Consider the following 13,680-nt stretch of genomic DNA (forward strand, 5'->3'; position numbering starts at 1 on the left):
ATTAGCCTTGAACAAAAAGCAGCATTCAAAAGTGTACTGCTTTTTAAACTGTGCTGCTTTTTATTCACTAAAGCGCAGCAGCAGCCAATCCTCCAAACGCCGCAGTGGCTCACGCAATTTTGTAGAGTGGATGGCCAAACCACCGCTCAGACCAATCACACAGCCAAGTGCCGTATCAATCATGCGCGTATGAATGACATCTCCTGCCACGGGTGGCACCGGCATCGTGCTGCCGTACTCTGCGATAAATATCGTCAACGGTGTAATAAAAATCACCGCCAGCCCATAATGCCGATCGACAAACGATTCAATCAATAACATCATACATAATATAGCCACGGCGACACCCCATGTCGAGAGCCCCCAAGACAGCATCCAACTGGCAACCACCATACCAACCAACGTACCCAATATACGATGCAATTGCTTGATCCACATGGTTCGCAGCTGGATGCCTTGAATAATAATAAAGCAGCTCATTGCCACCCAATATGGATAAGGCATGTCTAATAAAACTGCTATTACCAACGCCAGACTGATGAAACTTACGACAATGAGGCTATCACTGATCATATCTGGCTCATAATGATAACTAGGCGCAGGGGCAATAGGACGTGTGGCTAGCAAAAACAGTGTATACAGTAGCGCGAGCAACATCGAAGATCCGCTACCCAATAACACAAGCCCTATCGCTGAGAGCACTCGATCTAACGGGACAGGAATAAACAGCGCGATTGCCCCAGCCATCAATGTAAATAGCCCTGCTGGTGGTGGCTGCTTATAATAACGACCCAACATCACCACGCTAAGCGCAACAAGCATAAAGACTGGCAGCCTGAGTACAGGGATTTGCTGCGCCATCAAACCCAGCGCAAAACTGAGTATCATGGCAAACCCCCAAGCCATCACTGTTACCAATCGATAAGGTAACCCGCCCACCAATGGCAGGTTTAAAATAATCATTGACCCTAGCGACGCTTTGATTCCAGCAGACAAGTCACCAAAGTAAGCCCCCACAAATACAGGAAAACTGATCGCAATCGCTGCAATAATAGGCATATGCCAGGGTCTTCGGCTACGATTGACGGTTAGTAAATGCCCAAGTTCACCATCAATGAGCCCCTTAATACGCGTGAATAGCGCGGTCAACCAAGAGGTTTGTTTGTGTAATTTTGACTCGCTCATAGAGGGTCTGCCTTATTTATTATGTCTATTACTCTTCGGTCTTCTGCTTATCATCAATCATCTATAACAGATGATCTTTGAGCACATCCAGCACATATATCAGCCACTTCATAAAACTAAAATTGATTAATTAAAATAAAAGTCATGAATAATAGTTATGAATTGTATATTTATTGGTCTATAAGATTTATAATCATATCAACGCAATAATAGCTGACGCTCAACAAGGACGTCCTCAAGCCCTTCACAATGGACTCGCTGTTTATTACTAGCACTCATAACAACAGATATAGTATCTATCTCGATTAAAATAATGACACATCGCTGACATGACTTTTGACTCAAATACCGCGTCGTAAGTCTATGATAGCGAACCAACCAAAGAGAGCGATTATGTTAACTTACAAAGCACCTTTACGTGACATCAAATTTTTGATTAATGATGTATTTGATTACCAAACGCATTATAAAAGCCTAGACAATGGCGAAAACGCGGATCCTGAAACCATAGATATGATCCTACAGGGTATGGCAGATTTTGCTGAAAACGTCCTTGCTCCTATCTATCAATCAGGCGATGAAGAAGGCTGTCATTTTGAAAATGGCGAAGTCACCACACCAAAGGGCTTTAAAGAAGCTTATGACCAATTTGTAGAAGGCGGCTGGCAAGGTATCTCGTATCCTGAACAGTACGGCGGAATGAACCTACCCACATCAATCAACTTAATCAAAGCTGAAATGATCGGTACTGCCAACTGGCCGTGGGCGATGTACTCTGGCCTCTCAACTGGTTGTATCAATACGCTACTGCAATACGGTACGGATGAGCAAAAAGACCTTTATTTACCAAAGCTGGTCGAAGGAACGTGGGCAGGTACGATGTGTTTGACCGAGCCTCAATGTGGTACCGACTTGGGCCAAGTAAAATCAAAAGCCATCCCGCAGGATGATGGTACCTACAAAATCAGTGGCACCAAAATCTTCATCTCAAGTGGTGAGCATGATCTAACGGACAATATCGTTCATATTGTTTTAGCACGTCTACCAAATGCGCCAGAGGGTACACGCGGTATCTCGCTATTTATCGTACCAAAATTCACGCCGAATGCTGAAGGCGAATCTGGCGAGCGCAATGCTGTTGTTTGTGGTTCAATCGAGCACAAAATGGGTATCAACTCGTCTTCTACCTGTGTATTGAACTTCGATGGTGCTACTGGCTACCTAATTGGCGAACCGCACAAAGGCCTAAAAGCCATGTTTACCTTTATGAATACTGCTCGTATCGGTACTGGTATCCAAGGTCTTGCGCACACTGAGCTGTCTTTCCAAAATGCATTGCCCTATGCCAAAGAACGCCGCTCTATGCGTACGCTATCTGGTACCAAAGATCCTGAAAAAGTAGCTGATGCGATCATCCACCACGCTGACGTACGCCGTATGCTCTTGACGCAAAAAGCCTTTGCTGAAGGCGGTCGCTCAATGATTTATCATTCAGCACGCTATGCGGACAAAATGGCACAAGGCATCGTCAATGGCGATGAAGAAGAGTTTGAAAAATGGGATGACAAGCTAGGTTTTTATACGCCAATCCTAAAAGGGTTCTTGACTGAGCTTGGTATCGAAGCGGCCAAACACGGTCAGCAAGTCTATGGCGGCCACGGCTATATCAAAGAATGGGGTATGGAGCTGATTGCTCGTGATGCTCGTATCGCGACCATGTACGAAGGTACGACTGGCGTACAGGCATTGGATCTATTAGGCCGTAAGGTTATCTTGCAATCTAAAGGTAAAATCATCCGTGACTATACCTCAAGCATCATGAAATGGTGCGGCGAGTATGCCCTTGATAAAGACATGCGTAAATTTGTTTGGGCACTTACCAAGCTGTGCGCTGAGTGGAACACCTTGACAGTACGCTTGATGCTAATGGCTCGTAAAGACCGTGAAATCATCTCAGCCGCATCAGATGACTTCTTGATGTACTCAGGTTACGTCATGATGGGCTACCACTGGGCACGTATGGCAGCGGTCGCTTATGACAAGCTTGAAAATGGTGGCACAGAAGCACCAGAATTCTACAAAGCAAAAATTCAAACCGCCGAATTCTATTTTGACAAGCTGCTACCACGTACCTCAGGTCATGCTGAAAGTATGGTTGCCCCAAGCGAGAGCATGACAGCGATGGATATCGAAAACTTTGCTTTTCTAGACTAACACTGTATTCATAATCCACGAAAAAGCGCCTATCATTTAGGCGCTTTTTTGTGTTTAACTGACCGTATTATGATTAAAGACTATCAAAAGCAACCTGTAATTTAGGAGCAAATAATGGTTTTACCTAACGATAAAAACACGGCTTTAGCTGCTCGATATATACGAGCATTGGTCATTAGCACCACGCTCGTCAGTATTGGCATCAGCAGTGCAGCGGCCAAAAGTAGCGATAGTACTCTACATTTTGCAAAAGGCGCTGTTACTAGCGTCGTCACTGGTAAACTCGCTCCTCATATCGATGAGCAGTGGTATCGTTTCGATGCTGCAAGTCAGCAATATGCCGTTATTAACATTGCACCACTTGCAGGTACGCCCGAGACTGCTAACGTCGGTGTATTGCATATGCCGGATGGTACCCAAGATGGCACCAAAGGCGGTATCATTTATCAAGGCTGTCTGCCACAAACGGGAAAATACCGTCTGCGTATCGCACGTAATCTTATGGCCACTCATGGCAAAACAGCAGGCTATAAAGTTGAGGTCATGATACTACCAAAGGTTGCTAGTCAGTCTTTGTGCAAGCTCGCTTAACCATATACGTCTAACGCCTTCAAACAACAGTATTCAAAATATAATAAGTCGCTTTGGAAAAGGTTAAAGCGTTTAACATTAACTACCTAGCATCTTCTTATGATATACCGCACTAATCTCTTCGACTTCTACGCATATTTGCAGTGCCGCACGACCTGATTGCTCGTCTCCGATCTTTTCTTCGATGGTAGCGACCAAGAGCTCAGCCAGCTGATTACGATTCTCTATATCGCGGCCGCTCATCAGTTTTAGATTGGCATAGATAAACCCATTCGCTTGCTCATCATCTTCCACACCCACCAAAAACGTCTCAATAGGTAAGATACGTGTTTTGATATCTGTCGGCTTATCAAAATATCCACTGTCCCATAATGCTTTATTGAGCGACTTTAGCAATGATTCTTCGTGAGGGATACTGACATTGGGCGTGGCTTGAATGGTTAAATGCGGCATGATTATGTCCTTAAATATAAAAAGTAATAGAAGATCTGGCTGATAAGTTTACGCGGTATCTTTAGCCACCGTAAAACGTTTATTTGTATTATTCATCAGTAATCGCACTAAAATGCGCATCAAGTGTGTTGGCTAATTGCGCTGGTGGTAACTCAATCTCCAAACCGCGACGACCGCCACTGACATAGACCGTTGTCTGATCTTGTGCGCTGCTATCTATAACTGTTTTTAGGCGCTTTTTTTGCCCGAGTGGACTGACGCCGCCCAACACATAGCCGGTACTACGTTCTACTTGCTTGGGATCTGCCATTTGTACTTTTTTGCAGGACAGCAATTTATTCGCGGATAAGGCTTTGGCCATTTTTTTAAAATTGAGGGTTTTATCTACTGGCAATATCGCAACCGCAAGGTCGCCAGTATCGGTCGATACCACCAAAGTTTTGAACACTTGCACTGCCGCCACGCCAAGCTTTTCTGCGGCTTCTAAACCAAAAGAGGCCGCATGACTATCATGCGTGTATTCGTGTATGCGGTAATCAAGACCGCGTTTTTTGGCAAGATCGATAGCTGGCGTCATAATATTTCGGCTTAATAAAATAGAACTAAAGAATAGGCGTTATACGGATTAAATAGACATGGTATCAATATATTATTACGCCAAATATCGTAACTTTCAAATACTTGACCGTTTTATATCATTGCTCGCTTACTAGTGAGTAACCCAATAGTATTAATATTAGCAGTATATACAGACACTATATATCGCTTTAGTGGCTTTTATGGCATCATAAGCGCAACATATTTGACTATTTTTGATACTGATTATGATACCGAAGTTCCTAAAAAAACGGATTTTTAAAGCGCCAGTCAGCACTGACCGCACTTCTGAAACTGACGCGGGTCCAATCGTCACCAAGCCTTACGCTAATGCTCCGATCAATCAGCTGTATCGTAAACTATCGGGACAGCTACTCGATGTTGCTGTCAAACCGAAATTATTGGGTGAATTGCCTGATTTTGATAGCGACGAGCAGGTACTTAGATTTTATGTGCTACAGGATTATTCTCGCTCCAACAGTATTTTGATCGATTTGCAGACGCAAGAGCATAACTTGCCGCCTGCATTGGTTGGGGTCAATGACGCGGCTCACAATATCAAAGAAAATGCAGCCATCATATTTTTGAATCACCCAAGTGCCAAAGACAATCAGTTGTCTCCGCGCCTTTCTCGCTTAGTCTCTGCGGTATTGCAATATCCAGAGCTAAAGGTGCGCCTAGTACCCGTATCTATCCTGTGGGGACGCGCCCCTGAAAAAGAAGACTCGCTATTTAAACTATTAACCGCTGACAATTGGCAAGACCCGAGTATCAGCAAGCAGTTATTTAATATCGGCGTGATGGGCCGTGATACCTTTGTACAATTCCACCCACCCCAAGATTTGCGTACTATCATCAATGATAGCCTCAAAGGTGAAAGCGCGGGCCCTAACGTTTTTGACTCAATTTCTGAAGGCTTGGTTTCTAAAGACTTGGCTTCTAAAGACTTAGTTTCTAAAGACTTAGTTTCTAAAGACTTAGTTTCTAAAGACTTAGTTTCTAAAGATTTGGTTTCTGAGGATTCAATTGCTAAAAGCTCACCTGCTACAGACTCACAAGATACTGAATCAGCAACGACGGATAATGATGTCAAAACTGATGCTGAAAAATCACCCAGCTATACGCTCGTGGCGGCGGCTGATGGCAATCGTGAACTCGTCCGTATGTTGCAGCAGCAATTGACGATTTATTTAGACAAGCAGCGCGCCAGTATGCTGGGCCCTGATTTGTCAGATAGACGTAATTTGGTCGATAAACTGGTCTACTCGCCAGCGATTAAGCACGCAATAGAGCTGGAAGCTGCCGAAAAAGGCACCAGCGTACGCGACGCTCGTAGTCAAGCGCGAGGATACGCCAATGAGATGGTGAATGACTATTCTCATTCCATTATTCGTGGGTTTTATAAGTTTTTAACGTGGTTATGGACACAGTTATATGACGGTGTCGAAGTTCATCATTTTGAGCGAGTACGTGACCTTGCGACCGATTATGAGCTGATTTATGTGCCTTGTCATCGCAGTCATGTTGATTATCTATTGTTGTCTTATGTCATCTATAAACGCGGTTTGAGTATCCCTTATGTCGCAGCAGGTGATAACTTAGATGTGCCAGTATTGGGACCGTTATTGCGCGGCGCTGTCGCTTTTTATATTCGTCGTAGCTTCCGTGGCAATGCCCTTTATACCGCCGTATTGCGTGAATATATGCATACCCTTATCACGCGTAATACACCGATCGAGTACTTCATTGAAGGTGGTCGCTCACGTTCAGGTCGCCTACTACCGCCCAAAATGGGTATGCTGGCGATGACGGTACATAGCCAGTTACGTCAAACCAATAAGCCTGTGGTGTTCATCCCAACTTATATTGGTTATGAGCGTATTATGGAAGGCGGCACTTATATCGGTGAGTTAAAGGGCAAACCAAAAGAATCAGAATCGTTGATTGGGCTACTCAAAGTGGGTCGTAAAATTGAGCGTATTTTTGGTAATGTACATCTAAGTTTTGGTACACCGCTGCATCTTAGCGATTTTATGACAAAGTTCGATGTTCCAGCCAATAGCTTACCGTCCGATCGCACCGACTCCCCACTCGATGAAAAAGCCAGTGCCATGGTCGATAATATCGGTGTAAAAGTCATGCAGCACATCAATAAAGCTGCCGTGATAACGCCTGTGTCGCTGCTATCATTGGTACTACTATCCGCACCGAAAGCGGCACTGGATGAAAACAGTTGCCGTGAGCAAATCGCTTTGTACCAAGGCCTTGCGCAGCAGCTTCCTTATGCAGATGACACTGTCATCACAGATATGAGCCCGCAAGAAATCATTGATTATGGCATCAAGCTAAAACTCATAGAGCGTACGCCGCACATCTTGGGCGATATCATTCAGGTCGCTGGCAAGCAAGCGGCATTGCTCAGCTATTTCCGCAATAACATTCTACACGTCTTTATCTTGCTGTCTTTCTTATCAGCGCTAGTGGCACGTAATGGCCGTATCAAACGCAATCGCTTAGATAGTATCGCTGAGCAGTTATACCCATTCTTGCAAGGTGAACTGTTCTTATACTACCCAGCGCATGGTTTGGCGGAGACGCTCAACAAAAAAGTCGATAGTTTACTCTCTCATGGATTGATTGTTGAGTTGGGTGATGACACGCTTAGTGTTCCTGAGTCTAATAGCAAGCGCTATCAACAGCTACAAGTACTGGCGACACCCGTTGGGCAAAGTCTTGAGCGTTATTTTATGACGCTTGCCCTACTCGCTCAGCAGGGCTCTGGTAATCTGACCGAAAGCGAAGTCGTTGACCTGTGCCATTTGCTTGGACAACGCTTGTCTGTACTGTATGCCGATGATATTCCTGACTTCTTTGATCGAGCATTATTTACTAGCTTTATCAGCGCTTTGACTCGTCTTGATTATCTACAAAAAGATGATGAAACGGGCATATTGACCTTTGACCATCGTATCAATGACATCGCCAGTCATGCCAAATATGTGCTGACGCCTGATATGATGCAAATCTTGCAGCAAGTCGCAAGTTTAAACGAAGAAGAAATCACTCATGCTATTACTGAGATTAGTAATAAAAAGCAGCGTAAATTTGGGCGTAAGCGTTAATCGTTAGTCATGACTTTTAAACAATTAAACAATTAAGCTAAACAAAAAAAGACCGCTATTGATTAGCGGTCTTTTTTATGCAGTTCCAATATACCAAACAATGGTATTAGTTGGTAATTTTCTTATATTTAGCACGCTTAGGCGTGGCGTCATCACCCATTGTCTTTTTACGATAGGCTTCAAACTCACTGTAGTTGCCATCGAACCACACTGGGCCTTCTTCTTCAAACGCCAAGATGTGGGTGGCGATACGGTCAAGGAACCAGCGATCATGCGAGACGACCATGACCGTACCTGGGAATACTTGAATCGCATCCTCTAGCGCACGTAAGGTTTCAACGTCCAAGTCGTTCGAGGGTTCATCGAGTAGCAGTACGTTTGCGCCTTGCTTCAAAGTCTTCGCCAATTGCAAGCGGTTACGCTCACCCCCTGATAATTGACCGACATGTTTCTGCTGGTCTGAGCCTTTGAAATTAAAGCGGCCAATATAGGCACGGCTTGGCGTGGTGTAGTCACCGACAGTAATCATGTCAAGGCCGTCTGATACTTCTTCCCAGACGGTCTTTTTGTCGTCTAGGTTGTCACGCACCTGACCGACATAGGCAACCTTGACACTTTCGCCCAAATCAACCGAACCAGTATCTGGGGTATCACGCTCAGTAATCATGTTAAATAGCGTGGTTTTACCCGCACCATTTGGACCGATGATACCAACGATAGCACCCGCTGGGACATTGAAGCTTAGGTTTTCATACAATAAACGATCGCCAAACGACTTGGAGATGTTATTGACCTCGATGACTTTATTACCTAGACGCGGACCGGGCGGAATATAAATCTCTGAGGTCTCATTTCGCTGCTGGAATTCTTTTGAGTTCAGCTCTTCAAAACGCTGTACACGAGATTTCGATTTGGCTTGTTGACCTTTTTGATTTTTACGAATCCACTCAAGCTCTTTTTTCAAGGCTTTTGCAAATGATTCTTCTTGCTTGTTCTGCTGTTCTAGACGGGTATTCTTTTGCTCGAGCCACTCAGTATAGTTGCCCTCATACGGATAGCCATGGCCACGGTCCAGCTCCAAGATCCACTGAGCCACATTATCCAAGAAATAGCGATCATGGGTAATGGCAACGATAGTACCGCTGTAGTTTTGCAAGAACTGCTCTAGCCATGCAACAGACTCGGCGTCCAAATGGTTGGTCGGTTCGTCAAGTAATAGCATATCAGGGCGCGACAATAGTAGACGGCATAGTGCCACACGGCGTTTTTCACCACCTGACAGTTTACTCACGTCCGCGTCCCATGGTGGCAGACGTAGCGCATCGGCAGCTTTTTCTAACTGGTTATTTAGATTGTGTGCATCCCATGACTGGATGATGTCTTCCATTTTGCCCTGCTCTTCAGCAAGCTTGTCAAAATCAGCATCAGGCTCTGCATATTCTGCATAAATGGCATCTAGACGAGCGAGCGCATCTAGTGCTTCGCGCATACCATCTTCGACATTACCGCGCACGTCTTTGCTGTCATCGAGCTGTGGCTCCTGCGGCAAGTAACCAACTTTGGTTCCTGTCTGCGCGCGTGCTTCACCGCTAAACTCAGTGTCGACGCCAGCCATAATGCGTAGCAACGTTGATTTACCAGAACCGTTGATACCGAGGACACCTATTTTGGCACCCGGGAAAAACGATAGGTTGATATTTTTGAGAATTTCACGCTTAGGGGGAACAAGTTTTGACACGTTGTTCATCGTGTAAATATATTGAGCCATTAACACTCCGATAGACTGCATAGAAGAGAACAGCAAATACCACTCAGCGCTGCTGCCAAGCGTGCCGTAACTCAAAATCAGGGTTACAAATTATCGTTCATTATCGCATTGTGACGCATACCCTGCAAGCTAACAGGTTGTTTTACCCCTTGTTTTACGACTTTTGCCATACAGCAATGCCGTTTTCGCACAAAAGCGGGTAAAAATATTTTTCTGAGGTTACGAGCTTAACATTCTGATTCATTGCTGTTTGATAAAAACCACAAAAAATAGCATCAAGACTTTCGCAAAGTTAATCAATAGCCGTTAGCATATTAGAGTGGCTTAACAGCGCCGAACAAATCACCGATAAGGCTTATCTGAGACATTATCACTAAAATAAGCCACAAGCTAAGCACGTCTTTCTCACATATTTTTCAATAACATTTATACAGGTACTGATGATATGGCCAACGGCTATCGCCCTGAAATAGTTCAACGTGCGTTTGTCGATTTTATCGGGTCGCGCTTACATCCGTTTTGGTCATTGACGACACCCAAGCTACGCCTTATTGCTCGATATGAGATGAGCGATGATTTAATCGCACTGCAATTTGAGACCAATCGAGCGTTTAGGCAGCAGATATCCAAAGGGACAGATGATTGGCAAGGCGGTCAGTATCTTGATTTACGTGTTTTTATCGATGGGGTTTATCATCAGCGCAGCTATTCACTCGTAGGATTGGCGAATCAACCATTGTGGTGGCAAGATGATGCCGTCATTACTAAGTCAGCAAAAAGCCAACGCCATACGGTTACTATTGCTGTTAAACCGCAAGGGTTAGTATCTGACTATTTGACCAAGCAACTGTCGCTATCTAGCATCGTTGATACCAGTATGCCACTGGGTCATTTTACTTTGGCACAGGCAAAGACAATTTTAGATAATAGAGAACCAAATAACCAAAAACTGCACCCTTTGTTATTTGTCGCTGGCGGTAGCGGCATCACCCCCATGTTAGGACTTATTACGCAAGCACTTGCAAACGGGCATCAGGTGGCGTTGCTACATTATAGTCGGTCGAAACTTCCTCAGCTTCAACGCCAATGGCAACAACTGAGCGATACCTATCCAACCTTCAGCTATCATTTTATCCATACTGACAACCCTGCGACTTATTTGGCTGGCGAACGATACTTGAGCGCAGAGGGTCTGTTATCACTTAATCTACCATTGGTAGATACGCAGATATTTGCCTGCGGTTCACAAGCGTTATTAGCCGGCTTATATAAAGCAGTGTCAGAAATCATTTTACCGCAGGGCAATCAGCTACGTGACAATATTATCGTAGAAAATTTTGGCAATGCATTGCCTGATTTTGATAGCGGTGGCAATCAAGTACTAGATAATGCACTACAGACAGAGTCGCATACGGTGTACTTACGCTCACGGCAACGGCAGTTCGATAGCGACACCACATTATTGGTCGCTGCCGAAAATGCAGGTATACGCCTAGCGCATGGTTGTAGGCAAGGAATTTGCCAGTTGTGCCGCTGCAATAAAGTGAGCGGCGTGGTCAAAAACATCCAAACTGGCAAGATAAGTAGTGATGGCTACGAGTCTATCCAAACCTGCATCAATATCGCCATGACAGACGTGGTGTTAGACATTTAGCCCTGCTGAAATAAAAAATACGACCACTACCCCCTGACTATCGACCTCTTAAAACCAAAAAATAGACTGATGTTAACTCATATTGTATGCTAAAACTCAGATAACTCATCAAACCGAACCCAGTGCTGTTTATTCGTACCGTTTCGGTTAAGGATGTATATATGCGCTTATTACCACCTGTTAACACCGCACATTCTGCCGTACCTATCTTGACACCATTGTCCAATGCACCGTTGGCAAAAAATGATAGCAAGCAGCCAGCTCTATCATCACAGCAAACTCGCTATCCAACAGTAACCCATGCACCATTAACAAAAGCACAAAGTGATGCCTTGGCAGTAGAATTAAATGCGCTATATGAAGGTGTGATGGACTCATTAGGTAGCGATGACGCCAAATACATTCAGCGGATTTATGCGACTGTGGTCTATAGTGAGCTTGTCGCCCGTGGTTTACTGGCTGTCGCAGGACGCATGTCATCACGCCGCTCGCAGATAGGGGCCTGGCTATTGGGTACGTCAATACTTAGTTTTAGCAAAATACTCAACAATATGGAGCTTGGGCATAATGTCATGCATGGTCAATATGACTGGATGCAGCATCCGCATCTGAACAGTCAGAAGTTTGACTGGGATATTGTTTGCCCTGCGCCATTGTGGCAACACTCGCATAACTACTTGCACCATACGTTTACCAATATTGTTGGGCGCGACCATGATGTCGGCTATCACTTGATTCGGGTGACAGATGAGCAGCCTTGGACACCAGAAGATCGCTACAATATGTTTAGTACTGCCGTGTTGGCCTTTGGGTTTGAGTGGGCGGTTGCCTTTCATGATATTCAGATCAGTGTCGATGAATACGCCGACTCCCCTGACTTGCATAAAATCATGCAACAAAAATCTCGTGCACTATTTGCCAAAATTGCCCGCCAAGTGGGCAAAGACTATATTGCACTGCCAGCCATAGCCGCCTTGACCTTAGGTCGTCGTAGCGCTATGAGCACACTGAGTGGCAACATAGCAGCCAATACGGTTCGTAACCTGTGGACGTGGGCGGTGATTTTCTGTGGCCATTTTACAGAGCAGGCTCACATCTATACCCATCTCGATGCTGATGAGAGCAAAGGCGACTGGTACGTGCGTCAGATTTTGGGTTCTAGCAATATCAAAGGGAATAAATGGTTTCACATTTTGACTGGCAATTTATCCCATCAGATTGAGCACCATATCTTTCCTGATATGCCTGCCAGCCACTATGCCGGTATCGCCCCGCAAGTAAAAGCCATCTGCCACAAATACAATCTGGCCTATAACACTGGACGTTTTAGCACACAGCTCCGACAAGTAATAGGACGTATCCATCACTTTAGTAAGCCAAGCGAGCAAGAGTGGCAAACCTACCAGTCGGTATCGGCTGCGGATACTACCACTCACTCATATAAGTCGACACCAGAGAGCGAGACAGCAAAGGGTCTTAGTCGATTCTTTCCACCCGTCGTTCGTAAAGCAATAGCTTATATATGGTGATATATTCACATTTTTAACGCAGATTAAAAGACATTAATACTATTAACAATCGTCATATCGACTATTACGGTAAGCAACTAGATTGTTTGATATCAATCATACATACTCAACCAAGCACAAAATATTTACTGATGACATAGTATTTAATAAATCTGCCTTCTTCATTCATCATTAGAAAATATGGCAGTTATTAAAAATTCGATAATAATAAATGGAGTTGTATCATGAGTAACCAAACCACTAAATCAGCACTAGATACCACACATAATCAAGCAGCGAATCGCTTTGAGACGACTGTTGATGGCCAAACTGGCTACATTAGCTATCAAGACCGTGATGACAAGCTTGTCTATGACCACACGATCGTTCCGCAACAGTTAGGCGGTCAAGGTGTCGGTTCAGCACTAGTCAAACATGCGCTAGATTACGCCCGTGAACATGATAAAAAGGTTGTGCCGCAATGCTCGTTTGTGGCCTCATATATCAGCAAACATCCTGAGTACCAAGATTTGGTATAGCTTACCGCCCTTTATCCCAAACAACTGGTATGCAGCAATTTTAGATTAG

10 protein-coding genes are annotated in these 13,680 nt (G+C 44.6%); 6 read left to right on the top strand and 4 right to left on the bottom strand.

All coding sequences use genetic code 11. From position 1 onward, the window contains the following. Nucleotides 1-60: 60 nt before the first annotated feature. Nucleotides 61-1,185, bottom strand: coding sequence for an FUSC family protein (locus AC58CZ_RS08830; protein ID WP_494224291.1), 1,125 nt, complete (start codon nt 1,183-1,185; stop codon nt 61-63). Between the two features lie 393 nt (nt 1,186-1,578). Between AC58CZ_RS08830 and AC58CZ_RS08835 the strand changes: the two genes are divergently transcribed. Together AC58CZ_RS08835 and AC58CZ_RS08840 are read left to right on the top strand one after the other, a co-directional pair. Further along, on the top strand, nt 1,579-3,399 hold the full coding sequence (locus AC58CZ_RS08835) for an acyl-CoA dehydrogenase C-terminal domain-containing protein (protein WP_494224290.1): 1,821 nt from the start codon (nt 1,579-1,581) through the stop codon (nt 3,397-3,399). 114 nt (nt 3,400-3,513) lie between these two features. Then, nucleotides 3,514-3,990: a hypothetical protein gene (locus AC58CZ_RS08840; protein WP_494224289.1), complete on the top strand. Its 477-nt coding sequence runs from the start codon at nt 3,514-3,516 to the stop codon at nt 3,988-3,990. Between the two features lie 78 nt (nt 3,991-4,068). Here the strand turns inward: AC58CZ_RS08840 and AC58CZ_RS08845 are convergent, their stop codons facing one another. Both AC58CZ_RS08845 and ybaK read right to left on the bottom strand, forming a co-directional pair. After that, nucleotides 4,069-4,443, bottom strand: coding sequence for a 5-carboxymethyl-2-hydroxymuconate Delta-isomerase (locus tag AC58CZ_RS08845; RefSeq protein WP_494224288.1), 375 nt, complete (start codon nt 4,441-4,443; stop codon nt 4,069-4,071). Nucleotides 4,444-4,531: 88 nt separating this feature from the next. Next, entirely contained in the window at nt 4,532-5,020 is a 489-nt protein-coding gene (gene ybaK / locus AC58CZ_RS08850) for a Cys-tRNA(Pro) deacylase (RefSeq protein ID WP_058024885.1), read from the bottom strand. Between the two features lie 247 nt (nt 5,021-5,267). On the opposite strand from ybaK, the gene plsB reads away from it, so the two are divergent. Next, on the top strand, nt 5,268-8,162 hold the full coding sequence (gene plsB, locus AC58CZ_RS08855) for a glycerol-3-phosphate 1-O-acyltransferase PlsB (RefSeq protein WP_494224287.1): 2,895 nt from the start codon (nt 5,268-5,270) through the stop codon (nt 8,160-8,162). A 106-nt stretch (nt 8,163-8,268) separates the two neighbouring features. Here plsB and ettA read toward each other — a convergent pair whose 3' ends face one another. After that, nucleotides 8,269-9,930 carry an energy-dependent translational throttle protein EttA gene (ettA, locus tag AC58CZ_RS08860; protein ID WP_494224286.1) on the bottom strand — a complete coding sequence of 554 codons (1,662 nt, stop codon included), beginning with the start codon at nt 9,928-9,930 and terminating at the stop codon, nt 8,269-8,271. Nucleotides 9,931-10,375: 445 nt separating this feature from the next. Here ettA and AC58CZ_RS08865 point away from each other — a divergent pair, with 445 nt between their 5' ends. From AC58CZ_RS08865 to AC58CZ_RS08875, 3 genes are all read left to right on the top strand, one after another. Continuing rightward, nucleotides 10,376-11,584 carry a 2Fe-2S iron-sulfur cluster-binding protein gene (locus AC58CZ_RS08865; protein ID WP_494224285.1) on the top strand — a complete coding sequence of 403 codons (1,209 nt, stop codon included), beginning with the start codon at nt 10,376-10,378 and terminating at the stop codon, nt 11,582-11,584. Between the two features lie 161 nt (nt 11,585-11,745). Continuing rightward, nucleotides 11,746-13,113, top strand: coding sequence for a fatty acid desaturase (locus tag AC58CZ_RS08870; protein WP_494224284.1), 1,368 nt, complete (start codon nt 11,746-11,748; stop codon nt 13,111-13,113). Between the two features lie 224 nt (nt 13,114-13,337). Continuing rightward, the gene (locus AC58CZ_RS08875; RefSeq protein WP_494224283.1) at nt 13,338-13,631 is read left to right on the top strand and encodes a GNAT family N-acetyltransferase; all 294 of its coding nucleotides are present in this window, start codon (nt 13,338-13,340) and stop codon (nt 13,629-13,631) included. The last annotated feature ends 49 nt before the right edge of the window (nt 13,632-13,680 follow it).

The sequence above is a fragment of the Psychrobacter sp. CR212 genome (assembly GCF_059693765.1).